General features: G+C 74.2%; 23 protein-coding genes. 6 read left to right on the top strand and 17 right to left on the bottom strand.

From position 1 onward, the window contains the following. The 5 genes from ACZ407_RS28220 to ACZ407_RS28200 all read right to left on the bottom strand — a co-directional run bounded on the left by ACZ407_RS28220 (position 1) and on the right by ACZ407_RS28200 (position 5,735). Positions 1 to 765, bottom strand: coding sequence for a TetR/AcrR family transcriptional regulator (locus tag ACZ407_RS28220; RefSeq protein ID WP_468133059.1), 765 nt, complete (start codon positions 763 to 765; stop codon positions 1 to 3). Positions 766 to 852: 87 nt separating this feature from the next. Further along, positions 853 to 1,905, bottom strand: coding sequence for a PDR/VanB family oxidoreductase (locus ACZ407_RS28215; protein ID WP_468133057.1), 1,053 nt, complete (start codon positions 1,903 to 1,905; stop codon positions 853 to 855). Then, on the bottom strand, positions 1,905 to 2,792 hold the full coding sequence (locus tag ACZ407_RS28210) for a metal-dependent hydrolase (RefSeq protein ID WP_468133055.1): 888 nt from the start codon (positions 2,790 to 2,792) through the stop codon (positions 1,905 to 1,907). The genes ACZ407_RS28215 and ACZ407_RS28210 overlap by 1 nt, the downstream gene beginning before the upstream one ends. Before the next feature lie 75 nt (positions 2,793 to 2,867). Further along, on the bottom strand, positions 2,868 to 4,826 hold the full coding sequence (locus ACZ407_RS28205; RefSeq protein ID WP_468133053.1) for a hypothetical protein: 1,959 nt from the start codon (positions 4,824 to 4,826) through the stop codon (positions 2,868 to 2,870). A gap of 114 nt (positions 4,827 to 4,940) precedes the next feature. Beyond that, positions 4,941 to 5,735: a tyrosine-protein phosphatase gene (locus ACZ407_RS28200; protein ID WP_468133051.1), complete on the bottom strand. Its 795-nt coding sequence runs from the start codon at positions 5,733 to 5,735 to the stop codon at positions 4,941 to 4,943. Positions 5,736 to 6,047: 312 nt separating this feature from the next. On the opposite strand from ACZ407_RS28200, the gene ACZ407_RS28195 reads away from it, so the two are divergent. Beyond that, a complete protein-coding gene (locus tag ACZ407_RS28195) occupies positions 6,048 to 6,737 on the top strand; it encodes a hypothetical protein (protein WP_468133049.1) in 690 nt (229 codons plus the stop codon). Positions 6,738 to 6,801: 64 nt separating this feature from the next. Then, on the top strand, positions 6,802 to 8,325 hold the full coding sequence (locus tag ACZ407_RS28190; RefSeq protein WP_468133047.1) for a PepSY-associated TM helix domain-containing protein: 1,524 nt from the start codon (positions 6,802 to 6,804) through the stop codon (positions 8,323 to 8,325). Between the two features lie 88 nt (positions 8,326 to 8,413). Here ACZ407_RS28190 and ACZ407_RS28185 read toward each other — a convergent pair whose 3' ends face one another. Further along, complete coding sequence (locus ACZ407_RS28185) at positions 8,414 to 8,992, bottom strand: winged helix-turn-helix domain-containing protein (RefSeq protein WP_468133045.1); 579 nt, start codon at positions 8,990 to 8,992, stop codon at positions 8,414 to 8,416. 463 nt (positions 8,993 to 9,455) lie between these two features. Next, positions 9,456 to 10,490: a glutamine synthetase gene (gene glnII, locus ACZ407_RS28180; protein ID WP_468133043.1), complete on the bottom strand. Its 1,035-nt coding sequence runs from the start codon at positions 10,488 to 10,490 to the stop codon at positions 9,456 to 9,458. Between the two features lie 200 nt (positions 10,491 to 10,690). Between glnII and ACZ407_RS28175 the strand changes: the two genes are divergently transcribed. After that, positions 10,691 to 11,638 (top strand): Gfo/Idh/MocA family protein, encoded by a 948-nt coding sequence (locus ACZ407_RS28175; protein ID WP_468133085.1) that lies wholly within the window; start codon positions 10,691 to 10,693, stop codon positions 11,636 to 11,638. Here the strand turns inward: ACZ407_RS28175 and ACZ407_RS28170 are convergent. Beyond that, positions 11,631 to 12,152 carry a hypothetical protein gene (locus ACZ407_RS28170; protein WP_468133041.1) on the bottom strand — a complete coding sequence of 174 codons (522 nt, stop codon included), beginning with the start codon at positions 12,150 to 12,152 and terminating at the stop codon, positions 11,631 to 11,633. The genes ACZ407_RS28175 and ACZ407_RS28170 overlap by 8 nt on opposite strands. Positions 12,153 to 12,333: 181 nt before the next feature. After that, positions 12,334 to 12,702 (bottom strand): ArsC/Spx/MgsR family protein, encoded by a 369-nt coding sequence (locus ACZ407_RS28165; protein WP_468133039.1) that lies wholly within the window; start codon positions 12,700 to 12,702, stop codon positions 12,334 to 12,336. A gap of 119 nt (positions 12,703 to 12,821) precedes the next feature. Between ACZ407_RS28165 and ACZ407_RS28160 the strand changes: the two genes are divergently transcribed. Continuing rightward, positions 12,822 to 13,079, top strand: a complete 258-nt coding sequence (locus ACZ407_RS28160; protein ID WP_468133037.1) for a hypothetical protein — start codon at positions 12,822 to 12,824, stop codon at positions 13,077 to 13,079. 84 nt (positions 13,080 to 13,163) lie between these two features. Here ACZ407_RS28160 and glnA read toward each other — a convergent pair whose 3' ends face one another. Beyond that, positions 13,164 to 14,573 (bottom strand): type I glutamate--ammonia ligase, encoded by a 1,410-nt coding sequence (glnA, locus tag ACZ407_RS28155; RefSeq protein ID WP_468133035.1) that lies wholly within the window; start codon positions 14,571 to 14,573, stop codon positions 13,164 to 13,166. Between the two features lie 197 nt (positions 14,574 to 14,770). On the opposite strand from glnA, the gene ACZ407_RS28150 reads away from it, so the two are divergent. Further along, a complete protein-coding gene (locus ACZ407_RS28150) occupies positions 14,771 to 15,238 on the top strand; it encodes an RDD family protein (protein ID WP_468133033.1) in 468 nt (155 codons plus the stop codon). Positions 15,239 to 15,361: 123 nt separating this feature from the next. Here the strand turns inward: ACZ407_RS28150 and ACZ407_RS28145 are convergent, their stop codons facing one another. From ACZ407_RS28145 to ACZ407_RS28125, 5 genes are all read right to left on the bottom strand, one after another. Further along, positions 15,362 to 16,060, bottom strand: coding sequence for a DUF4191 domain-containing protein (locus ACZ407_RS28145; protein ID WP_468133031.1), 699 nt, complete (start codon positions 16,058 to 16,060; stop codon positions 15,362 to 15,364). Between the two features lie 19 nt (positions 16,061 to 16,079). Further along, positions 16,080 to 16,268, bottom strand: a complete 189-nt coding sequence (locus ACZ407_RS28140; RefSeq protein ID WP_468133029.1) for an SCO2195 family GlnR-regulated protein — start codon at positions 16,266 to 16,268, stop codon at positions 16,080 to 16,082. Positions 16,269 to 16,528: 260 nt separating this feature from the next. Then, positions 16,529 to 17,476 carry a lipoyl synthase gene (gene lipA / locus ACZ407_RS28135; RefSeq protein WP_468133027.1) on the bottom strand — a complete coding sequence of 316 codons (948 nt, stop codon included), beginning with the start codon at positions 17,474 to 17,476 and terminating at the stop codon, positions 16,529 to 16,531. A gap of 123 nt (positions 17,477 to 17,599) precedes the next feature. Beyond that, positions 17,600 to 18,406 (bottom strand): lipoyl(octanoyl) transferase LipB, encoded by an 807-nt coding sequence (gene lipB / locus ACZ407_RS28130; RefSeq protein ID WP_468133025.1) that lies wholly within the window; start codon positions 18,404 to 18,406, stop codon positions 17,600 to 17,602. Between the two features lie 89 nt (positions 18,407 to 18,495). After that, positions 18,496 to 18,741, bottom strand: a complete 246-nt coding sequence (locus ACZ407_RS28125) for a hypothetical protein (protein WP_468133023.1) — start codon at positions 18,739 to 18,741, stop codon at positions 18,496 to 18,498. 174 nt (positions 18,742 to 18,915) lie between these two features. Here ACZ407_RS28125 and ACZ407_RS28120 point away from each other — a divergent pair, with 174 nt between their 5' ends. Next, positions 18,916 to 20,358 (top strand): regulator, encoded by a 1,443-nt coding sequence (locus ACZ407_RS28120; protein WP_468133021.1) that lies wholly within the window; start codon positions 18,916 to 18,918, stop codon positions 20,356 to 20,358. Positions 20,359 to 20,487: 129 nt separating this feature from the next. Here ACZ407_RS28120 and ACZ407_RS28115 read toward each other — a convergent pair whose 3' ends face one another. Further along, on the bottom strand, positions 20,488 to 21,771 hold the full coding sequence (locus ACZ407_RS28115; RefSeq protein ID WP_468133019.1) for an NAD(P)/FAD-dependent oxidoreductase: 1,284 nt from the start codon (positions 21,769 to 21,771) through the stop codon (positions 20,488 to 20,490). Between the two features lie 183 nt (positions 21,772 to 21,954). Then, positions 21,955 to 22,857 carry a TIGR01777 family oxidoreductase gene (locus ACZ407_RS28110; protein WP_468133017.1) on the bottom strand — a complete coding sequence of 301 codons (903 nt, stop codon included), beginning with the start codon at positions 22,855 to 22,857 and terminating at the stop codon, positions 21,955 to 21,957. Between the last annotated feature and the right edge of the window lie 44 nt (positions 22,858 to 22,901).

Raw genomic sequence — 22,901 nt, 5'->3', positions numbered from 1 at the left:
TCACCTCGGCTGCGGCACCTGCACGTCCGCACCGGCGTCCGCACCGGCCTCGGCACCGGCGTCCGCACCGGTGTCCGCCGGCACCAGGGCGACCAGCCGCGCCACCAGGTCCCCGAAGGGCCCGTCCGCCGGCTCCTGCGCCAGCATCCGCCCGACGACCGCAGCCATCTCCCCGTCGTACGCCGCACTCACCGCCATCAGCGCCGCGAAGTCGTGCACCAGCTGCAACTCCAGCTCCGCCCGCGGGATCTTCCGCCCGTCCAGCCAGATCAGCGCCGTGGACTCGGCCAGCGACACCCACGACCGGACCACCAGTTCCAGCCGGGCCGGCGGCTCCCCGATCCCCAGGTGCGCGAGGATCTGCTCGTACGCGGCCTGCCGCACCTCGTCGATCATCGCGTTGGTCCGGCTGCTCCCGGCCGCCGGCCCGCCCCGCATCAGCGCGGAGAACCCCGGCCCGTGCTCCTCGACGAAGGCGAAGTACCGGCCCATCACCCGCAACAGCCGCGCCCCGAGCGGCCCGACGCGCGGCTCGTCGAACCGGCCCGCCAGGTCGTCGGCGGCCCGCCGCAGCGCAGCCTCGTACAGGCTCAGCTTCCCGGGGAAGTAGTGGTACACCAGCGGCCGCGAGATCCCGGCGGCGGCCGCGATCTCGTCGATGGACACCTCGTCGGGGGACCGGTGACTGAACAACTCCAGCGCGACCCCGATCAGCTGCTGCCGCCGCTCCTCGACACCCATCCTGCGCCGCACATTGGTTGTCATATGAACCACCCTACAGAGCAGCCCCCTCCGCTTACACGCCCAGGACGGCACGGAACCGGCCCCGCGCCCGCGGCGGCCGCCTCCCTGCTACGCGTCCAGGACCAGGCCGTCACCCTCCGCGCGCGAGACGCACAGCAGCATCGTCGTCTCGCGCTCCGCATCGGTGAGGAGCGCGTCGCGGTGGTCGACCCGGCCGGACAGGACGCGGTGTTGGCAGGTGCCGCAGAAACCCTGGGTGCAGGAGTACGGGGTGTCCGGCAGGACGCGGCGGACCGCGGCCAGGGCCGATTCGTCCGCGGCCACCTCCACCGTCCGTCCGGAGCGGCGCAGTTCGACGGTGAACGGGCGCCCGCCGGCCGGGGCGGCGGCCGCCGAGAAGCGTTCCAGGTGCACGGGGACCCCCGCCGGCACGGCCGCCTCGACGGCGGCCATCAGGGGTTCGGGGCCGCAGCAGTACACGGCCGTCTCCGGAGGCAGCGAGGAGAGGAAGGACAGCCCGGGCAGACCCGCCTCGTCCTCGGGCACGACGGTGACCCGGTCCCCGTACGCGGCGAGTTCGGCGAGGAACGGCATCGAGGCCCGGGACCGGCCGCCGTACAGCAGGGTCCAGTCGGCGTCCGGTCCCAGGGCGCGGAGCATCGGCAGGACGGGGGTGATGCCGATGCCGCCGACGACGAACACGTACCGCTCCGCCCGGACCAGCGGGAAGCGGTTGCGCGGCGGGCGCAGCCGCACCTCCGTCCCCTCGGCCAGCCCCCCGTGCACCTCGCGGGAGCCGCCCCGGCCGTCCTCGACCAGGCGCACGGCGATCTCGTACGCGCCGGTCTCGAACGGGTCCCCGCACAGCGAGTACTGGCGCACCAGCCCGGAGGGCAGGACCAGGTCCACGTGCGAGCCCGCCGTCCACGGCGGCAGTTCCTCCCCGGCCAGGCGCAGGCGGACCACCCCGGCCGCCGGCTCGGTGCGGGAGACCACGCGGGCCCGCAGCAGCCGCCGGGGGGAGTGGCCGGAGACCGGGGTCTCCAGTGCGGGCAGCGGCCACAGGGGGGAGCGCCGGATCCGGCTGCGCAGGGCGCGCCTGGCCAGCCAGGCGGCGCCGGCGGCCGCCGCGAGGGCCGCGGTGCGGTTGCCGGGGGCCATCAGCGGGTCCGCCCGTTCGCGCCGGGGGAGGCGGCCAGGTAGGCGGCGGCCTGCGCGGTCGAGCCCTCCTGCGAGGGGTGGTACGTACGGGACAGGTAGCGCGGGATCGAGCGCAGCATGGCCGGGGTGGAGGGGAGCACGCCCTCGCGGCCGGCCCGGTAGAACTGGCCGAAGGAGGCCCGGCCCGCGGTGAGCGTCGGGTCGTTCTCCATGAAGAAGCGGGCCCCGCGCTGCCACAGGAAGACCAGGGCGGTGAAGGCGGTGGCCCAGGTCCGGGCCCGCCGCCGGTAGCCGCCGTCCACGTGCATGAACAGGTCGAAGGCCACCGAGCGGTGCTCGACCTCCTCGGCCCCGTGCCAGCGCAGCAGGTCCAGCATCACGGGGTCGGCCCCCCGCCGGTCGAGCTCGTCCGCGTTCAGCACCCAGTTGCCGAGGAAGGCCGTGTAGTGCTCGATGGCGGCGATCATCGCGATGCGCTCCTTGAGCCACCACCTGCGGGCGCGGCCCGGCGGCAGGGTGCGGTCCCCGAGGAGCTTCTCGAAGAGCCAGTCCACCTGCGCCGTGTACGGGGTCGGGTCCAGCCCCTGGCGCCGCAGGTGCGGCAGTACGTCGTCATGGGCGGCGGCGTGCATGGCCTCCTGCCCGATGAAGCCGATGACGTCCTCGCGCAGCCTGTCGTCCTTGATGAGCGGCAGGGCCTGCTTGTAGACGTGCACGAACCAGCGCTCGCCCGCGGGCAGCAGCAGGTGCAGCACGTTGATGGTGTGCGTCGCGAACGGGTGGCCGGGAAGCCAGTGCAGCGGCGTCTCGTCCCACTCGAAGGCCACGTTGCGGGCCTTGAGTTCTATGTGCTCGGACGCCACCGGGGCAGGCTGCGTATTAGACATGGCGTCAATGTACTGATGCGTAGCGTCCCTGCACACCCCCGCGCAACCAATTCCCGCAGCCGCCGGGCCGCGGCGCTAACGCAGCGCCCCGGCCGCGCTCCCGTCCCTCAGGCGCCCCGACAGCTCCGCGCGCGCCCCGGCCCGCGCGGGCAGCGCCAGCAGGTTCCCGGCGGCCGAACCCGTCACCCCGCCGGTCGCCGACAGCGAGGTGAACTGCCCGCTGCCGGCGCCCAGCAGGTACCAGTGCCCCGCACGGGACTTCCACAGCACCCCGGCCAGCACCCGCGATTCGCGCACCCCGCAGGCCGCCGAGCCCTCCGCCTGCGCGGCCGTGGCCGCGGTCCGGGCCCCCGGTACGTGGAACTGGGCCAGCACCCGGTCCGCGGTGCCCCGCCAGGTCTCGGCCCGGGTGCACACCCAGTGGGCCGTGCCGCCGGACTCGGGCAGCTCCTGCTGCGCGTACGGCCAGGAGTTGACCGAGCGGACCCCGTGCGAGCGGACCGCGGGCAGCAGGCAGGCGGTGCGCGACCAGTGCTCCAGGTCCACCGCGCCCGCCACCTCGTGCGGGGCCCCGGGCGGACCCGAGGTCAGCCGGGCCGGGGTCAGCTCGCCCAGGTCGGTCACCATCCGCACGGCATTCTGCGTGGTCAGCGCCAGCGCGCTCCAGCCCGTGCACGAGGCCGTCAGGGCGGGTGCCTGCACCGGGGCGGTGACCCCTTCGCCGGACAGCCCCAGCGGCACCGATGGCTTCCCCGGCTCCAGCAGGTCCCGGACCGCCGCGGCCCGCACCCAGGGCGCCGTCAGGTAGCGGACGTTGCCGTCGACCCGGCTCAGCACCAGGGCGTTCGCGGTGTCCGCCGCCGCCCCGTCGGTCCGCGCGAAGTCCAGGGCCGCCCCCGCCGCGGGGTCCGCCGCCTCGGCGTAGCGCACGACCCGCAGCCCGTCGTGGAGCAGCACCACCACGGCCTGGTCCACCTCGCCCGCGTACAGCAGCTGCGGCGGGCCCATCGGCGGCCCGGACGGCGTGCCGGGGGTGGCCGAGACCCGGACCCCGTCCCCCGGCCGCGCCCACACCGCCAGGGCCCGGCCGAGCAGCGCCCGGTCGCCGGTGCGGCCGCCGCGGGCCGGCCACACCGAGAAGTCCGTACGGGAGGAGGTGCGCCAGGCCTCGGCGCCGACCAGGGTCAGCAGCGCCGGGTCCAGGGCCTGTTCGGCGGCCGCGTTCCGCGCGTACACCGGGGCGGCCGCCCCGTCCTCGCCCCAGCCGCCGCCCGGCAGCCCGATCAGCGCCCCGCAGACCAGCGCGGCGGCCGCGGCCGCGGCCGCCGCCTTCGTGTGGGCCCGGCGGCGCATCAGGTCGGTGGGCCGGGCCTGCAGGACGCACGGGTCGAACTCGGGGGAGTCCAGCAGCCCCTCGGGCACCGGCCCGGCCGCGGCGGCCTCGGCCAGGGCGGCCGCCGGGTCCTCGACCCCGGCCTCGGCGAGCACCCGCAGCGCCTCGGCCGCCGGCAGCCCCTCCAGGTCGGTGAGGACGAGCGCCGCCCGGCCCGGTGCGCTGAGCGCGGTCAGCCGCTGGTCCAGGGCGAGTTCCTCGGCGCCGCCGGAGCGCGGGAACAGCCGCAGGCCCCAGACCTGGGGGAGCAGCGGAGGCAGCTGGGCCCGCCGGGGCCGGGCCCGGAAGGTGAGCGGGAGCCCGGCCTCCAGCGCGGCGCGCAGCACCCGCAGCCGTACGTACGCGTACCCCCGGTGGGAGCCCTCGGGCCGGCCCCGGCCCTCGCCCCGGCGCGGCCCGGGCACCGCGCCGGCGGCCGGGGCGGGGGCGCTGCGGCCGGGCGGCAGCGCGCGCTGGGCGAGCGCGTGGGCGGTCAGCACCCGGCGGTTGCGGCCGAAGGCCGGCGGCAGCACCAGGTAGCCGATGCGCACGAGCCGCGTGTAGTGCTCGACGATGGCGGCCTCGGCGCGTTCCACGTCGACGAGGTCGGGCTCGGGAGCGGCGGCGGGCGCAGGGCGGGTGGCGGCATCCGGGACGGTCACGTTCAGCAGAACGAGCGATTCGTCGGATGGTCACCGCCCGCGGGGCCGGGCCGCGGGGCCGGGCCGCGCGGCGCCGGGGCGGCGGCCCGGCACCGCCCGCCCTGCCCCGGAGGGCTACTGCGCGAGCCGGTCCCGCAGCGTCGCGACGGCCTCGTCCGGGATGCCCAGGCCCTCGCGCACGTACTTCTCCATCGACCCGTACCGGCGGTCCACCTCGTCGAGGGCGGCCGCCAGGTAGGAGGGGACCACGCCGATCAGGGCGAGGGCGATGTCCGGGTTGCCGCCGGAGGCGGTGAACCCCTCGATCATCGGGGCGAAGGCCTGGCGGACGGCCGGGTTGACGGACAGGTACTCCGCCATGACCGTCTCCTCGTCGGCGCCCAGCAGGGTCAGGACCACCGTCGCCGCCCAGCCGGTGCGGTCCTTGCCCGCGGTGCAGTGGAAGAGCAGCGGCCCGGCGTCCGGGGCGGCCAGCTCGGTCAGCAGGGTCCGGTACGCAGCCTGCCCGGAGCCCGCGCTGACGAAGGAGCGGTAGGTGTCCTCGAACAGCGCCTCGGCCTTCCCGCCGCCCAGCTCCCGCTCGGCCAGGACGGGGTCGCGCAGGATGTGCTTGAGCTGGGCCGCGGCCGGCATCTCGCCCGAGCTGACCTTGTCGGCCAGCACGTTCGCCACGATCAGCCGGGCACCCTCGGGCACCCGGTCCGGGTGGTCGGCCCGCTCCGCTTCGGTCCGGAAGTCCACGATCGTCTTCAGGCGCAGGGCGGCCACGGCGGGATCGGCGGCCGGGTCCATCCGGTCGAGCTGCCCGGAGCGCAGCACCAGGCCGGAGCGGACGGTGCGGCCGCCGGGGAGCGGGGTGCCGCCGAGGTCGCGGAGGTTGGCGACGGTGGTGGACGGGGTGGCGGTCATCGTGGCGGCTCCAGGCTCCAGCAGGTGAGTGCGTATCTAAATATCCGCTTATGTGGCTTTTCTCTGCCTCCGGGAACGGTAGCCGACGGTCCGCCACCCCCCGGTCCCCGGGGCCGGAACCGTCGGATCATCGCCTGATCATGATCATCCATGGATCCCGCGCGGGCGCATCCGGTACCCACCGTGGCAGCGCCCGGCCCGAGGTGCGAGCATGTGCAGGTCATGACAGATGTCCGATCGCCACTGCGCGCTCTGCGGGCCGCGATGTTCGCGGCGGTGTGCGTGGCTTTGGCGGCTGCAGGGCATTCGTACATGTCTGGCGGGGATGTTCCGTTCGAGGTACTCCTGACCGCCTTCGGGGTGATTGCGGCCCTGGGCTGGCTCGCCGCCGGCCGCCGCCGCGGCACCCTCGCCATCGCAGCCGGCCTGACCGGCCTCCAAGGCGCCCTCCACCTGTTCTTCGCCCGTACGGAGTCCCTGGCCGCCGAGGTCCGCGCCCTGCCCGGCCACCCGTCCGGCCACACCGCGCACGGCCTGCCCGCAGGTGCCGTCGGCGCCGCCGGGACGGGCGGCGCGGCGGGCCACATGGCGGGCACGGCCGGCGACGCGACCGGCATGGCCGGCGACATGGCGGGCATGGCGGGCATGGCGGGCGACATGGCCGGGATGGCCGGCCACGGCACCCTCGGCATGACCGCGGCCCACGCGGCCGCCGCGCTCTTCTGCGCCCTCTGGCTGGCCCGCGGCGAGGCCGCCGTCTTCCGGCTGGCCCGCGCCCTGCGGGCCCTGGGCGTCCTGGCGGCCCGGCCGCTGCTGCGCGTCCTGGCCCTGGTGCGGACCGTCCCGGCCGCCCAGCCCGGCCGCGCCCCGCGCCCCCGCCCGCACACCCGGCCCCGGCGGCTGCGCGGAGCCGTGGCCGCCCACGCCCTGGTCCGGCGCGGCCCCCCGGTCCTGCGCAGCACCCTCCGCACCACGGCCCCCGGCCGTCCTGCCTGCGCCTGACCTGCGGCGAACCGGCGCGACTGGGGGTCGTCTCCCCATGTCTTCGCGCACACCTAGGACCATCATGGCCACTGACGAACTCAGCGCCGTCCCCGCCGGGGACCCCGCCGCCGGCACCGACCCGGACCCCGAGCACACCGCCGACTCCGGCACCGCAGCCGAGACCGCAGCCGACTCCGGCACCGCAGCCGCCACCGACGCCGACACCGGCACCAGCCGGGCCGGCGCCTGGGCCGCCGTCCGCCCGCTGCTGCTGCGCATGCACTTCTACGCGGGCGTGCTCATCGCCCCGCTGCTGTTCCTCGCCGCCGTCACCGGCCTCCTCTACGCCCTCTCCTTCCAGGCCGAGAAGATCGTCTACGCCGACGAACTCACGGTCTCCGCCCCGGCGGCCGGAGCCGTCGCCCGCCCGCTCTCCGAGCAGGTCGCCGCCGCCACCGCCGCCGCCCCCGAGGGCGAGGTCGTCTCCGTCTGGCCGGCGCCCGACGCCGAGGCCACCACCAGGGTGCTCATGGAGGCCCCCGGCCTGGCCGAGGACATGAGCCTGACCGTCTTCGTCGACCCCTACACCGCGCGGGTCCGCGGGCAGCTGGAGACCTCCGGCGACGCCCTGCCCCTGCGCGCCTGGCTCTCGGGCCTGCACGCCAACCTCCAGCTCGGCGAGACCGGCCGGATGTACAGCGAGCTCGCCGCCAGCTGGATGTGGGTGGTCGCCCTCGGCGGCCTCGCGCTCTGGATCGGCCGCCGCCGCACCCGCCGCGCCGCCCTCGTCCTGCCCGACCGCAAGGCCACCGGCCGCCGCAAGACCCTCTCCTGGCACGCCACGGTGGGCCTGTGGGCCACCGCCGGCCTGGTCGTCCTCTCCGCGACCGGCCTGACCTGGTCCACGTACGCCGGCGAGAACATCGGGCAGCTCCAGGACCGCCTCGGCGGGGCCACCCCGTCCGTCTCCGCCGCGCTCGACGGCGCCGCCGGCGGCGGCGACGAGCACGCCGGCCACCACGGCCACACCGGCACGGCCCCCGCACCCCAGGGCCGGGACGTCGGCATCGACCGCGTGGTCGAGGCCGCGAAGCAGGCCGGGGTCACCGAGAGCCTCCAGATCTCCCTGCCCGCCGAGGGCAAGGGCTACGTGGTCAAGGAGCGCGACAAGCAGTTCCCCGTCCACCTCGACGCCGTCTCCGTGAACCCCGCGGACGGCAGCCTCATCGACAGCCTCCGCTTCGCCGACCACCCCCTCCTCGCCAAGCTGACCCGCTTCGGCATCGACGCCCACATGGGCGTCATGTTCGGCCTGGTCAACCAGCTGCTGCTGGCCGCGCTCGCGCTCGCCGTGATGTTCCTCGTCTTCTGGGGCTACCGCATGTGGTGGCTGCGCCGCCCGACCAAGGACCGCAGCCTGTCCTTCGGCCGCCCGCAGCCGCGCGGCGCCTGGCGCCGCCTCCCGGTCACGGCCCTGCTGCCGGCGGCCGCCTGCACCGCCCTCGTCGGCTGGTTCGTCCCGCTGCTCGGGATCAGCCTGGTGGCCTTCCTCGTCCTGGACGCCGTCCTCGGCCTGGTGGCGCGCCGCAAGGCGGCCGCCGCGTAACGGGAGCCGGACCGTACGCCGGTGGGCCCGCACTCCGTCCGGGAGCGCGGGCCCACCGCCGTTCTCGCGCGCGTGCGCGCGCCGCCGGTCAGGGCGCGTACTTGTAGCCCACCCGGCGGACCGTCTGGATCGCCCCGCGGTTGGCCGCGCCCAGCTTGCGCCGCAGCCGGGCGATGTGGACGTCGACCGTCCGGCCGTCGCCCACGTGGCCGTAGCCCCAGACCGTGGTGACGAGCTGGTCCCGGCTGTGCACCCGGTGCGGGTTCGCCACCAGGTGGGCCAGCAGCTCGAACTCCAGGTAGGTCAGGTCCAGCAGCTTCCCGTCCACCTCGGCGGTGCGCTGCGCGGAGTCGATCCGTACGAGGGCGTCCCCCTCGGGTGCGGCGGGGGCGGGGGCCGCCTGCGGCGGTGCGAAGACGGCCGGGGGCTGCTGGTCGGCCGGCACGAGCACCAGGTAGCCGACCATCGGCGGCCGTCCCGGCAGCGTGGGCAGGGTGTGCGGGGGAGCCGGCAGCCAGGTGGCGCCGGGCGGCAGGAAGTCGGCCACGGCCGGTGCCCGCACCTCGTCGCGTTCGACGGCGCGCAGGCGGTGCCGGGGGGAGGGGAAGGTCAGGGGGGCGGTCGCAGCGGAGGAGGCGGCAGGAGCGAGGGTACGGGTGTTCGCCATGAGTGGTCAGCTCTTTCACGCGGAGTCGTCGGCAGGGGACGTACGTCGTTCCGCGCAGACCGAAGGCCTGTCAGGGCAGTCGATGCCTGGAGGCGTTAGAGGGCCGGCGCGTTCTTCGCGCGGCAACACACCCGGTCGAAGTCGTGGTGCTGACGGGAGGGCCAGAACGGTTCGAGGTCGCTGCGACCGGTCGAGGTGTGCGAGTGGCTGGCCATGGGGACATTCAAGCAGATGGTCGCTCCCGGCATCAGACCCCCTCTCACCTGGTGATACGGAATGTGGACCTCCGCAACTACTTCGGCAGGTCGGAGCCCTTCCCGAGGGTGCGGCGATGCAGATTCGAGATGCGGCGGGCCGTCCACGGACCGAGACGCACAGAGGCGCCCGCACGCGAACGGCGGGCGCCTCTGCCGGCGGTGGGCGGACGGCGGCCGGCCGGACCTGCCCGGACCGGCCCGCGCCGTCAGACCAGGCCGTCCTTCTCCAGGCCGGTGCAGCAGGTGTCCGTGATCAGACGGGTCACCACGTACGGGTCCACGTTCGCGTTCGGGCGGCGGTCCTCGATGTAGCCCTTGCCGTCCTTCTCGACCTGCCACGGGATGCGGACCGAGGCGCCGCGGTCGGAGACCCCGTAGCTGAACTCGTTCCAGGGGGCGGTCTCGTGCAGACCTGTCAGGCGCTCGTCGATGCCGGCGCCGTAGTTCTTCACGTGGTCGAGCGGCTTGCTGCCCTCGCCCAGCGCCTCGCACGCGGAGATGATGGCGCGGTAGTCCTCGCGCATCGCCTTCGTGGAGAAGTTGGTGTGCGCGCCCGCACCGTTCCAGTCGCCCTTCACCGGCTTGGGGTTGAGCGTCGCGGAGACGTTGAAGTCCTCCGCCGTGCGGTAGAGCAGCCAGCGCGCGATCCACAGCTGGTCCGCGACCTCCAGCGGGCCGAGCGGGCCCACCTGGAACTCCCACTGGCCGGGCATGACCTCGGCGTTGATGCCCGAGATGTCGAGGCCGGCGGCCAGGCAGTGGTCGAGGTGCTTCTCGACGATGTCGCGGCCGAAGATCTCGTCCGAGCCGACACCGCAGTAGTAGCCGCCCTGCGCGGCCGGGAAGCCGCCGACCGGGAAGCCCAGCGGGCGGACCCCGTCGAAGAAGGTGTACTCCTGCTCGATGCCGAAGATCGGCTCCTGGCCGGCGAACTTCTCGGCCACCGGGCGCAGCAGTGCACGGGTGTTGGACTCGTGGGGGGTCAGGTCGATGTTCAGGACCTCGCACAGCACGAGGATGCTGCCGCCGCCGCGGATCGGGTCCGGGCAGGAGAACACCGGCTGGAGCACGCGGTCGGAGGCGTGGCCCTCGGCCTGGTTGGTGCTGGACCCGTCGAAGCCCCAGATGGGCAGCTCGGCCACGTCCGCGGGGGCGCTCCCGGCGATGATCTTCGTCTTCGAGCGAAGCTTCGCCGTCGGCTCGGTGCCGTCGATCCAGATGTACTCAGCCTTGAAAGCCACGGGCCCCATCCTTCGGTGCGTCGCTCCGGCGCAGACTCTGCGGGTGCTGCGGTGATGCCCGCAGCGTGCCAATCCGCGATTTCCCGTCCGTTGCCCGGGTGTGAACCCCGTGTTACCGGGGTTTCAGCACCCTCCCGGGCGTCCGGGAGGGTGTCCGGAGCGGTACGGGGCCGGGCGTGGGGCACACTGTCCGCGTGAGCATTTCGTACGATTTGACGCCAGTCGAACGTTCCGACGATCGGCAGGCCGCCGCCCTGCCGCGGATCGGCCTGCTCGGCACCGGCCCCTGGGCCGCCCGCACCCACGCGCCCGCCCTCGCGGGGCACCCCGGCTCCGTCTTCGCCGGCATCTGGGGCCGCCGCCCCGAGGCCGCCGCGGAACTCGCCGGACCGTACGGCGTACCCGTGTACGAGGACCCGGACGCCCTGTTCGCCGACTGCGACGCGGTGGCCTTCGCCCTGCCCCCGGACGTACAGGCCCCCCTGGCCGTACGGGCCGCCGCGGCCGGCTGCCACCTCCTCCTCGACAAACCCGTCGCGACCACCGTCGCCGACGCAACGGCGGTGGCCGCTGCCGCCGCCCGCGCCGGGGTCGCCTCCGTCGTCTTCCTCACCCTCCGCTTCGCCGAGCCCGCCGCCGGCTGGGTCGCCGAACAGGCGGCCCGCGAGGGCTGGTTCACCGCCGACGCGCACTGGTACGGGTCCCTCTACGCGGAAGAGGGCCCGCAGAGCCCGTACGCGGCCTCGCCCTGGCGGCGCGAGAAGGGCGGGCTGTGGGACGTCGGACCGCACGCCCTGTCCGTGCTGATCCCCGTGCTCGGGGAGGTCACCGGCCTCACCGCGGTCCCCGGCCCCGCCGGCACCGTCCACCTGGTGCTGCGCCACGCCTCCGGGGCCTCCAGCACCGCCGCCCTGACCCTCGCCGCGCCCAGGGCGGCGTCCGGGGTCGGCATCGAACTGCGCGGCACCCACGGCGTGACCTCGCTGCCGGAGTGGACCGACGTGCCCGGCGCCTTCCGGCGGGCCCTGGACGCCCTGCTGGCGGCTGCCCGCACCGGGGAGCCCCACCCGTGCGACGCCGCCTTCGGGCTGCGCCTGACGGAGCTCCTCGCCGAGGCCGAGGCGCAGCTGGGCGGCCGCCCTACTTGATGACCGCGTTCGCGGCGATGATGGCCAGCCCGATCGCCGCGTCCGCCACCCCGATGCCGACCGCCGAGCCCAACCCGTAGCCGAGCCGCAGCGCCACGAAGGCGCCCCAGGCGAAGAGCAGCGCGGTGTTCAGCCCGAGCCCGAACGCCGTCGCCGACTGCTCGCTCCAGCCCCAGAGCCCGGAGGCGAGCAGCAGCAGGACGGTGGGCAGGGTGGCCAGCACGAGCGGCCACTCGTCCAGCAGGGCCCGGCCCAGCAGCCGCCACCGGTGCCCGGCCGAACCGCGCCGGTGCGTGGCCATGTGGTGGGCGTAACCGTGGGCGAGACCGGCCGCGCCCGCGGTCACCAGGACCCAGGCGGCGTCGTAGTACGGGGTGTACGGCCCGGAATCACCTTGCAGCGCGGCCAGCAGGGCGCTCGCCAGGACCGTCCCGTACACACCGCCGAACATCCAGTCGGCGCCGTGCCGCGCCACCGGCGGCCTGGGCCGCCCCGCAACCGCCTGCCCGCCCAACGGGCCTCCTTCCGCCGCCCGCCAACGTACCGCTTCCGAAGGCTCCACCCCCGGACCCCGGCGCCCCGATCTCCGGCGGGGCGAAATCGCGTCGCCTGCCGTCCGGCGGGGCGCCGTCCGGCGGGGCGAAATCCAGCCCGTCCGGCGTTTGAGGACCGGGGTCCGGGGCGGAGCCCCGAAGTCAGTCCGCGGAACGCGCCAGCGCCTCCCGCACCGCCTCCGGCGTCCGCGCAACGACGGCACTGCCGTCGTCCGCAGTGATGATCGGCCGCTGAATCAGCTTCGGCTGCCGCGCCAGCTCCGCGATCCACCGCCCCCGCGCCCCCGCATCCCGCGGCCAGTCCTTCAGCCCCGCCTCCTTCGCCGCCGCCTCCCCCGTGCGCGTGATGTCCCACGGCTCCAGCCCGAGCCGCTCCAGCACGGCCCGGATCTCCTCCTCGGACGGCACGTCCTCCAGGTAGCGGCGCACCGTGTACGACGCCCCCTCCTCGTCCAGCAGGTGCAGGGCGCTGCGGCACTTCGAGCACGCGGGATTGATCCAGATCTCCATGCCCCCACGGTACCCGCGGGCCTTCCGAAGTGGCCGCTGGCCAGGGCCTTTTGTCAGTGCCCCGCCGTAAAATCGAAGCAGCAACAAACAGTCCGACACCACCCTTCGGGAGGCTGCCGATGACCGCTGCCGTATCCGTTTCCCCGCCGCAGAAGAAGCCCCTGCCGGCGGGCCTGCCCCGTGAGTGGTACGAGACGCACAACCGTCGCCTCAAGGCGATGCGCCTGGCGATATTCCTGCTCGACACCGGCACGTACGACGCGAAGCGGGCCACCAACCGCAAGATCCGCACCATGGCCGCCCGCACCGGCATCCGCCGCCCGTCCAACACGACGTGCCGGCTCGTGCGCAACCTGATCACCGGCCTGCAGGCCTGACCCCGCGCAACGGCCGGAGCCCCGGCACCCTCGCGGAGGGTGCCGGGGCTCCGGCGGCGACTGCGCGACTACCGCGCGTCCGGCTTAAAGGTCGAAGTACAGCTCGAACTCGTGCGGGTGCGGGCGCAGCTGGATCGGGGCGATCTCGTGCGTGCGCTTGTAGTCGATCCAGGTCTCGATGAGGTCCGCGGTGAAGACGCCGCCGGCCTGGAGGTACTCGTTGTCGTTCTCCAGGGCGGTGAGCACCGCGTCCAGGGAGGTCGGGACCTGCGGGACGGCCGCGTGCTCGTCGGGGGCGAGCTCGTAGAGGTCCTTGTCGATCGGCTCCATCGGCTCGATCTTGTTCTTCACACCGTCGAGGCCGGCCAGCAGCAGCGCCGAGAAGGCCAGGTACGGGTTGGAGGACGGGTCCGGCGCACGGAACTCGACGCGCTTGGCCTTCGGGTTCGAGCCGGTGATCGGGATGCGCATGGCGGCGGAGCGGTTGCGCTGCGAGTACACCATGTTGACCGGGGCCTCGAAGCCCGGCACCAGGCGGTGGTAGGAGTTCACCGTCGGGTTGGTGAAGGCCAGCAGCGACGGGGCGTGCTTGAGGATGCCGCCGATGTAGTAGCGGGCGGTGTCCGACAGGCCCGCGTAGCCGGTCTCGTCGTAGAAGAGCGGCTCGCCGCCCTGCCACAGCGACTGGTGGACGTGCATGCCCGAGCCGTTGTCGCCGAAGATCGGCTTCGGCATGAAGGTCGCGGTCTTGCCGTTGCGCCAGGCGACGTTCTTCACGATGTACTTGAAGAGCATCAGGTCGTCGGCCGCGGCGAGCAGCGTGTTGAACTTGTAGTTGATCTCGGCCTGGCCGCCGGTGCCGACCTCGTGGTGCTGGCGCTCGACCTGGAGGCCCTGGGCGTCCAGCTCGAGGGAGATCTCGGCGCGCAGGTCGGCGAAGTGGTCGACCGGGGCGACCGGGAAGTAGCCGCCCTTGTAGCGGACCTTGTAGCCGCGGTTGTTCTCCTCCTTGCCGGTGTTCCAGGCGCCGGCCTCGGAGTCGATGTGGTAGAAGCCCTCGTTCGCGGAGGTGGCGAAGCGCACCGAGTCGAACACGTAGAACTCGGCCTCGGGGCCGAAGTACGCGGTGTCGGCGATGCCGGTGGAGGCGAGGTACGCCTCGGCCTTCTTCGCGATGTTGCGCGGGTCGCGGCTGTAGGCCTCGCCCGTGATCGGGTCGTGGATGAAGAAGTTGATGTTCAGCGTCTTGTCGCGGCGGAACGGGTCCAGGCGCGCGGTCGACAGGTCGGCGCGCAGGGCCATGTCCGACTCGTGGATCGCCTGGAAGCCGCGGATCGAGGACCCGTCGAAGGCGAGCTCCTCGGACGGGTCGAACGCCGCCGCCGGGATGCTGAAGTGCTGCATCACACCGGGCAGGTCGCAGAAACGGACATCAACGAACTTGATGTCGTTGTCCGCGATGTACTTCTTCGCGTCGTCGGCGTTCTGGAACATCCAACTCCTCCTACTCCCGACCCCCCGGGCAGGGGCGGGCTGCATAGCTCGTGGTGCGTCAGTGCGGTGGCGCACGCTGGTCCCGACCATAAGCAGGCGGGATTTCTCAAGCATGACCCATTTGTTTCGCACAAGTTAACCGGCGCCCCGTCGAGGGCGCCCGAAGGGCGCGTGCGGCGTCCGGGTACCGTGGACGGGTGGACAACAGGCAAGCAATCGGATCCTGGCTCTCCGGCCCCCGCTCGACCGCCGAGGAGATGGGCGTCGACTTCGGGTACCCGGGGGAGCGCCTGGGGCTGCCGCAGCAGGGCCCCGGGTCGGTCGCCCGCTTCGGCCGCCGGGCCGCGGCCCTCGCCGTGGACTGGGTCGCCTGCCAGCTGATCGCATACGGGCTGATCACCGGCGGTGACATGAGCGCCACGGGCAACTGGACCCTCCCGCTCTTCGTCGCGCTCGTCGTCCTGACCGTGGGCACCGTCGGCTCCACGCCCGGCAAGCGGATCATGGGCCTGCGGGTGGTCGCCGAAGGCGGCGGCCGGCTCGGCTTCCTCCGCGTGGTCCTGCGCACCGTGCTGCTGGCCCTGGTGATCCCCGCGGTCATCTGGGACCGCGACGGCCGCGGCCTGCACGACCGCCTCGCCCGCGCCGTCCAGGTCCGCATCTAGCGCACCCGGGACCGGGCGCGTACGAGACCGGGACGCGACGCGTACGAGAGGGGCCCCGCACCGTCACGGTGCGGGGCCCCTCTCGTACGCGAAGCGGGTCAGCTGCCGAGCGCGAGCGGCAGGTCAGCGCATCTTTCCGCCGCGGGGCATCTTCATGCCCTTCGGCATGGGGCCCTTCGGCAGCGGCATGTTGCTCATCAGGTCGCCCATGGCGCGCAGCCGGTCGTTGACCGTGGTGACCTGCGGGCCGGCCAGCACGCGCGGGTACTTCAGCAGCGTGGTGCGGACCTTCTTGAGCGGCACCTCGCCCTCGCCGTTGCCGACGATGATGTCGTGCACCGGGATCTCGGGCAGGATGCGGGCCATCTTCTTCTTCTCGGCGGCCAGCAGGCTCTTCACCCGGTTCGGGTTGCCCTCGGCCACGAGGACGATGCCGGCCTTGCCGACCGCGCGGTGGACGATGTCCTGGCTGCGGTTCATCGCGACGGCGGGGGTCGTGCTCCAGCCCCGGCCGACGTTCTCCAGCACCGCCGCGGCCGCGCCCGGCTGGCCCTCCATCTGCCCGAAGGCCGCCTGCTCGGCGCGCCGCCCGAAGACGATCGCCATCGCCAGGAAGGCCACCAGGAAGCCCAGGATGCCCAGGTACACCGGGTGCCCGATCAGGAAGCCGATCCCGAGGAAGACGCCGAGGGTGATGATGCCGATGCCCGCGACGATGAGCCCGACCTTGGGGTCGGCCTTGCGGGTCATCTTGTACGTCAGGGCGATCTGCTTGAGTCGCCCGGGGTTCGCAGCGGCAGCTGCGTTTGCCTTCCTCGCCATGTAGCGAAGTTTACGTGGCCTACGGCGTACGGGAAGCCGCGGCCTCGAGTACGTGCTCGGTTTCGACCCGGTCGTGGGCCCGGCGGCGGTCCTCCAGGACGGCGGTCCAGGCGTTGCGGCGGGCCGTGCGCATGAGCAGCGATTCCACGGCGCGGAAGGCGTCGGAGACTCTCGGGATGGCGATGGCGTGTACAGGCGCGGCCTGCATGGTGTCGATCCCTTCTCGGAGCTGCGCAGCCGGGGGTGTGCGGTGCGTGCAGCTAGCGTCACTGATTGGTGTTACCAGCGCGTGACCGGCCGGTCAAACGGTGATGAAAGCTTGATCGGACGGTGTTGGGGCTCCCGACACGCGGAAGCGGCCCGCCCCGGCCCCTCCCACCTGGGAGGGTTCGGTGCGGGCCGCCTCGACACGCTGCTACTGCAAAGTAGCTTCTTGTGCGCGAATTCACACGCCGCGCGGGGGAAGCCTCAGACCTGGGTCCGCTTCTCCATCGCCTGCTGGTACAGCCGCCCGGCCCGGTACGAGGAGCGGACCAGCGGGCCCGACATCACGCCGGAGAAGCCGATCTCCTCGGCCTCCTTCGCGAGCTCCACGAACTCGTCGGGCTTCACCCAGCGCTCCACGGGGTGGTGCCGCGGGGAGGGGCGCAGGTACTGCGTGATCGTGATGAGCTCGCAGCCCGCCTCGTGGAGGTCCTTCAGCGCCTCGCTGACCTCCGCGCGCTCCTCGCCCATGCCGAGGATCAGGTTGGACTTGGTGACCAGGCCGTACTCGCGAGCCTTGGTGATCACGTCCAGGGAGCGCTCGTAGCGGAAGCCGGGGCGGATCCGCTTGAAGATGCGCGGGACGGTCTCGACGTTGTGCGCGAAGACCTCGGGGCGGGAGGCGAAGACCTCCTCCAGGAGCTCCGGCACCGCGTTGAAGTCGGGGGCCAGCAGTTCGACCTTGGTGTGGCCGCCCTCGCGGCCCGCGGTCTGCTGGTGGATCTGGCGCACGGTCTCCGCGTACAGCCAGGCGCCGCCGTCCGCCAGGTCGTCGCGGGCGACGCCGGTGATCGTGGCGTAGTTCAGGTCCATGGTGACCACGGACTCGCCCACGCGGCGGGGCTCGTCCCGGTCCAGGGCCTCGGGCTTGCCCGTGTCGATCTGGCAGAAGTCGCAGCGCCGGGTGCACTGGTCGCCGCCGATGAGGAAGGTGGCCTCGCGGTCCTCCCAGCATTCGTAGATGTTCGGACAGCCGGCCTCCTGGCACACCGTGTGCAGCCCCTCGCCCTTCACGAGGTTCTGCATCTTCGTGTACTCGGGACCCATCTTCGCCCGGGTCTTGATCCACTCGGGCTTGCGCTCGATGGGGGTCTGGCTGTTGCGGACCTCCAGGCGCAGCATCTTGCGTCCGTCGGGTGCGACTGCGGACACGACCGGCTCCCTGTGACTCTTCGATTCCTCGGCGCCCACCAGGGTACGCCCGTAATTCGTACGCTCTTACGCTCGGCCAACCTGGGACTGGCCCGGTGCTTTCCCGGACCGGCCCCCGGAGGGTCAGGCGCTCGCGGCCGGCTCGACCGTGCGGGGGCGCAGGTCGGCGTTCTCCAGGACGTCCTTCAGGTGGCGCTCGGCCACCGGCAGGACCTCCTCGATCGTGATCTCGCGGCCCAGCTCGGCTGCGAGGGAGGTCACACCGGCATCGCGGATCCCGCACGGGATGATCCGGTCGAACCAGGTGCTGTCGGGGTTCACGTTCAGCGCGAAGCCGTGCATGGTGACGCCCTTGGCCACGCGGATACCGATGGCGGCGAGCTTGCGGTCCTCGCGGCGCTGGCCGGCGTTGGAGGGCGCGTACTCGGGGCCGTTGAGCCGCGGGTCGAACTCCTCGTCCGTCAGCCGCGGGTCGAAGTCGAGCGAGAGGCCCCCGAGGGACCGCCGGTCCGTGCCCTCGGTCGCGTCGCCCAGCACCCAGACCCCGCTGCGGCCTTCGACCCGTGTGGTCTCCACGCCGAACTCGGCGGCGGTGCGGATCAGGGCCTCCTCCAGGCGGCGCACGTGGGCGACCACGTCCACCGGCCGCGGCAGCTTCATGATCGGGTAGCCGACCAGCTGGCCCGGGCCGTGCCAGGTGATCTTGCCGCCGCGGTCCACGTCCACGACGGGGGTGCCGTCGAGGGGGCGCTCGCTGTCGGCGGTGCGCCGGCCTGCCGTGTACACGGGTGGGTGCTCCACCAGCAGGCAGGTGTCCTCGATCTCGTCGGCGAACCGGGCCGCGTGCACCCGGCGCTGCTCTTCCCACGCCTCGGTGTACTCGACGGCGTCCGGCCCGAAGCCCAGACGGACAAACCGCAGCTCAGCCACTGCAGCGCCTCCTCGTAGAACCTGCTGTGTGCATGTAACGCACTCCAGCAAGGGTACGGCGGCGCTCCGGCGGCAGGCAGGCGGGTCTTCTACGCCCTCCTGACCTGGCGGTTCTTCGTGCCGGGGGTGGCGCGGGCCGCGCGGCCGCGGGGCCGGTCCGGGTCCTCGTCGGCCCGCGGCAGCCGCCGGTGGCCCTCGGAGTGGTCGTTCACCCAGCCGCACACCCCGCAGGCGTACCGGCCGTCGAGCCCCGCGATCAGCGTCCCGCAGCGGCGGCACTCCGCCTCCGTGATCTCCGGGGCGGGCAGGGGGTCGGTCGGATCGTGCGGGGTCATGCCGGGCAGCCTACGCAGGGCATCGGGGGTGATCCGTAAAGGCCCCTCCCCGTTCTTCGCACGATCGGATGAATGTGGGGCAGAGGGGGCGGTAACCGGGGAGTTGGCCGCTACATTCACGCCGTTCATCAGGGCCGGGAGTCCGGTCCGGTAAGTCAGGAGACCGTGTAGCCGATGACGGAACGACCTCCGCAGCGCGTCCCCAACCGGCAGCTCGCGGCGCTGATCGCAGAAGCGGGTTTCTCCAATGCCGGGCTCGCCCGCCGGGTCGACCAGCTCGGCCTCGAACACGGTCTGGACCTGCGGTACGACAAAACCTCGGTGACCCGGTGGCTGCGCGGCCAGCAGCCCCGCGGCACCACCCCCGCCCTGATCGCCGAGGTCTTCACCCGCCGGCTCGGCCGCCGGCTCTCGGCCCAGGACCTGGGCCTCGACGCGTGCGCCCCGGTCTACGCCGGGCTGGAGTTCGCGGCCACCCCCGAGGAGGCCGTGGACATCGCCAGCGGGCTGTGGCGCAAGGACTCCGGGAGCCACGCCGAGCTGCGGAAGATCGCCTTCACCCCGGCCGGACTGGTGGTCCCCAGCCGGGACTGGCTGATCGGGCGGGCCGACGAGCGGGTGGGCCGCGGCGAGGCACCGGCCGGCCCGCGGGTGCCCGGGCAGCCCCGCACCGCCGCCGTGCCCCGGCAGCGGCAGATCGACCGCGGCCCCGGCCAGCGGGTCACCGGCGGGGACATCGCCGCCCTGCGCTCGGTGTCCGAGCTGTTCCGGGCCCTCGACCACGCCTACGGCGGCGGCCACGCCCGGCAGGCCCTCGTGCGGTACCTGGAGCACGAGGCCGAGCCCATGCTGCGCGGCACCTACGGGGAGACCACCGGGCGGCGGCTGTTCGCGGCCGCTGCCGACCTGACCCGGCTCGCGGGCTGGACCTCGTACGACATCGCCGCCCACGGGCTCGCCCAGCGGTACTACGTCCAGGCCCTGCGGCTGGCCCAGGCCGCGGGGGACCGGGCGTACGGGGCGTACGTGCTGGTCACGATGAGCCGGCAGGCGGTCTACCTGGGGCACGGGCGGGAGGCGGTGCAGCTGGCCCGGGTGGCCCAGCAGGGGGTGGGCTCCGGCGCGCCGCCGGTGGTCCAGGCCCTGCTGCACGCGGCCGAGGCGCGCGGCCACGGGGTGCTCGGCGAGGTGCGGGCCTGCACCGCCTCGCTGGTCCGGGCCGAGCGGGCGCTCGGTGCGGCCCGGCCGGGCGACGACACCCCGCACTGGGCGCGGGCCTTCGACGAGGCCCAGCTCGCGGACGAGTTCGGGCACTGCCACCGTGACCTCCAGCAGTACCGGGCCGCCGCCCAGCACGCCGAGCGCTCGCTCCAGCTGCGCTCGCCCGCCTATGCGCGCTCCCGGCTGTTCTGCCGGATCGTGCTGGCCACGGCCCGGCTCGGGCTGGGCGAGCTGGACCAGGCGTGCACGCTGGGCGCCGAGGCCGCACAGCAGGCGCTGGAGATGCGCTCGGCACGCGCGGTGGAGTACGTACGGGACTTCGAACGGCGCCTGGAGCCCTACCGGGACGCGGCCGCGGTACGGACGTACCGGGACCGGGTGGCGGCGCTGCTGTAGGGGGACCCGGCGCGCAGGTTGCGTGCGGGGGTGCGGGGCGGGCGGCCGTCGAGCCTCCCGCCCGCAGGTGGGGGAGGGCCGGACGGCCGCCCGCGTTCGGGTCGGGCCGTGCCCGGGTCGGGCCCGGGTTCAGGCTGCGGCCGGGACCGCCAGGCGCGGTGGGACGGCCGGGACACCGAAGTCGCGCAGGACCGAGCGGGCCGCGCGGCGGGCCGAGTGCAGCGCGCCCTGCACGCTGTTGAGGTCCCGGTGGTCCCCGCACACGTACAGCCCGGCCAGCACCCGCACCCGCCGGTACACGTCCTGCGGCGGGGGCATGGCCGGCACCGCCTCCGGGGTGTGGTGCACGGCCAGCAGCTCCCAGTCCGTGGTCGGGGTCCCGTACAGCTCCGCCAGGTGGGTGCGCACCGCCCGCTCGGACGGCTGCGCGGCCCCCAGGACCGTGGACGTGACCAGGACCCGCCCCCGGGGCGCCCGGGCGGGATCGACCGCGCTCATCACCGCCGTGTGCGCGACGGGCCCGCGCCCCTCCCCGTCGAGGAGCAGGGCGGTCTCGGCCGCGGGCCCCGCGGGGGCGGCCGGAGCGGTGTGGTGCAGCACGGTCACGGGGTGGAACTCCGGCACCCGCAGCCCGGGCAGCAGCTCCGCGGCCGCCCGGGCCCCGGTGGCCAGCAGCACCGAACGGCAGCGGAACTCGCCGTGCTCCTCGGTGGTGACCACGCTCGTGGACACCGACCGCACCCGGACCCCGGTGTGCAGGGTGCCCGGCGGCAGCCCGGCGGCCAGCAGGTCCGGCAGGGCGGCCGCGCCGCCTTCCGGCACCGCGAGCCGGCCCAGCGCGAAGGAGCGCAGCGCCAGGTCGGCGCACCGCCGGGAGGTGCTCAGCTCCGGATCGGAGAGCAGGGCCGCCAGCAGGGGGCGCAGCACCCCGTTGAAGGTGCGGGGCAGGGCGGCGGCCGCGGTCCGGTCGGGCCGGGCCAGCAGTCGCTCCTCCGGGGTGGCGGCGAGCCGGCCGAGGGCCGCGCTCAGCCGGGCCTGGTCCAGGGAGCGGGTGGCCAGGGCCCGGGCGGCGGTCCGGGCCCCCGGGCCGACCCGCCCCCGGCCGCCGGCCGGCGTGACCACCGGACGGCGGCCCTCGCCGTGTACGAGCACCCCGGGCGCGAAGGTCTTCAGCCGCAGCTCCGCGAGGGCGGAGGTGCTGCCGAGCTCCGGGTACGAGGTGTTGAGCAGGTGTCCGATGCGGTCGAGCCGGAAGCCGTCCACCTCGTCGGTGGCCATCCGGCCGCCCGGCCGGGGGGCCGCCTCCAGGACGGTGACGGATATTCCGGCGTTGATGAGGTGGTGTGCCGCCGACAGTCCCGAGACTCCGGCTCCCACAATGACGACGTCCGCGTGGTGTGCGCTGCTGAGCACGTGCCCCTCCCCGAGGTCGGCGCGGCTGGTGGGGATCCTCCTTCCCCCAACCACCCCCGGGAATACCCGAGTTCGCTCCCCGGGTGGGCGCAAGTCCGGTCGCATGTGGTCGCACGACGGTCGCACAACGGTCGCTTTCGGTCTACCTGCCGAAGTCGCGCCGGTGCGCCCCCGGGCCGGAGTTCAGCGCTCCGCCGCAGCCAGGGCGGCCCGCAGGGCGTCGTCGATCTCCGGGAAGGTGAAGCGGAAACCCGACTCCAGCAGCCGCCGGGGCACCGCCCGCTGACTGCCCAGCACGTCCTGGGCCAGCTCGCCCAGCGCCAGCCGCAGGGCGGCCTCCGGCACCGCGCACACCGTCGGCCGGTGCAGGACCCGGCCCATGGCCGCGGTGATCTCACGGTTCGTCAGGGCCTCCGGCGCCACCACGTTCACGGGACCGGACAGCGCGGGCGTGTCGACGAGGTGGCGCAGCGCGGCGACCTCGTCGTACAGCGAGATGAAGCTCCAGTACTGCCGGCCGTTGCCCAGCCGCCCCCCGAGCCCCGCCCGGAACAGCGGGAACATGCGCCCCCACGCGCCGCCCGTGCGCGACACCACCAGGCCGTTGCGGGCCAGCACCACCCGCACCCCGGCCGCCGCGGCGGGGGCCGTCGCCCCCTCCCAGGCGGCGCACACCTCGGGCAGGAACCCCCGGCCCAGCGGGGAGTCCTCGTCCAGCACCCGGTCCCCGGCGTCCCCGTAGCAGCCCACCCCGGAGGCGCTCACCAGGACCGCGGGCGGCTCGTCCATGGCGGCGATCGCCCGGGACAGGGCCGTGGTGCCCGCCACCCGGCTCTCCCTGATCTCCCGCTTGTACGCCTCCGTCCAGCGGTGTTCCCCGATGCCCGCGCCCGCCAGGTGCACCACCGCGGCGCAGCCCGCCAGCCCGGCCGGATCCACGGTGCCCCGCTGCGGGTTCCACGCCGCCTCGTCCGGCCCGTGCGGCGGCCGCCGCACCATCCGGACCACCTCGTGCCCGTCGGCCCGCAGGGACCGCACCAGTGCCTTGCCGATGAGCCCGGACGCGCCGGTGACCGCAATACGCATGCCCCCATCCTGCCCGCCCGCACGCCGGACCGGGGCGGCTCGGC

The organism is Streptomyces sp. NPDC030809, from assembly GCF_055572195.1.
Note: the sequence above shows the minus strand (reverse complement) of the source record. Positions and strands in the feature narration are given on the sequence as shown.

Excerpts from the sequence above, each read along its gene's own strand:
- ACZ407_RS28215 (WP_468133057.1), bottom strand. The coding sequence starts at position 1,905 with ATGGCCCCCGGCAACCGCACCGCGGCCCTCGCGGCGGCCGCCGGCGCC.
- ACZ407_RS28165 (WP_468133039.1), bottom strand. The coding sequence starts at position 12,702 with ATGGAGATCTGGATCAATCCCGCGTGCTCGAAGTGCCGCAGCGCCCTG.
- ACZ407_RS28210 (WP_468133055.1), bottom strand. The coding sequence starts at position 2,792 with ATGTCTAATACGCAGCCTGCCCCGGTGGCGTCCGAGCACATAGAACTC.
- ACZ407_RS28195 (WP_468133049.1), top strand. The coding sequence starts at position 6,048 with ATGTCTGGCGGGGATGTTCCGTTCGAGGTACTCCTGACCGCCTTCGGG.
- ACZ407_RS28160 (WP_468133037.1), top strand. The coding sequence starts at position 12,822 with ATGACCGCTGCCGTATCCGTTTCCCCGCCGCAGAAGAAGCCCCTGCCG.
- ACZ407_RS28220 (WP_468133059.1), bottom strand. The coding sequence starts at position 765 with ATGACAACCAATGTGCGGCGCAGGATGGGTGTCGAGGAGCGGCGGCAG.
- ACZ407_RS28140 (WP_468133029.1), bottom strand. The coding sequence starts at position 16,268 with ATGCAGGCCGCGCCTGTACACGCCATCGCCATCCCGAGAGTCTCCGAC.
- ACZ407_RS28145 (WP_468133031.1), bottom strand. The coding sequence starts at position 16,060 with ATGGCGAGGAAGGCAAACGCAGCTGCCGCTGCGAACCCCGGGCGACTC.
- ACZ407_RS28190 (WP_468133047.1), top strand. The coding sequence starts at position 6,802 with ATGGCCACTGACGAACTCAGCGCCGTCCCCGCCGGGGACCCCGCCGCC.
- ACZ407_RS28120 (WP_468133021.1), top strand. The coding sequence starts at position 18,916 with ATGACGGAACGACCTCCGCAGCGCGTCCCCAACCGGCAGCTCGCGGCG.
- ACZ407_RS28125 (WP_468133023.1), bottom strand. The coding sequence starts at position 18,741 with ATGACCCCGCACGATCCGACCGACCCCCTGCCCGCCCCGGAGATCACG.
- ACZ407_RS28110 (WP_468133017.1), bottom strand. The coding sequence starts at position 22,857 with ATGCGTATTGCGGTCACCGGCGCGTCCGGGCTCATCGGCAAGGCACTG.
- ACZ407_RS28200 (WP_468133051.1), bottom strand. The coding sequence starts at position 5,735 with ATGACCGCCACCCCGTCCACCACCGTCGCCAACCTCCGCGACCTCGGC.
- glnA (WP_468133035.1), bottom strand. The coding sequence starts at position 14,573 with ATGTTCCAGAACGCCGACGACGCGAAGAAGTACATCGCGGACAACGAC.
- ACZ407_RS28185 (WP_468133045.1), bottom strand. The coding sequence starts at position 8,992 with ATGGCGAACACCCGTACCCTCGCTCCTGCCGCCTCCTCCGCTGCGACC.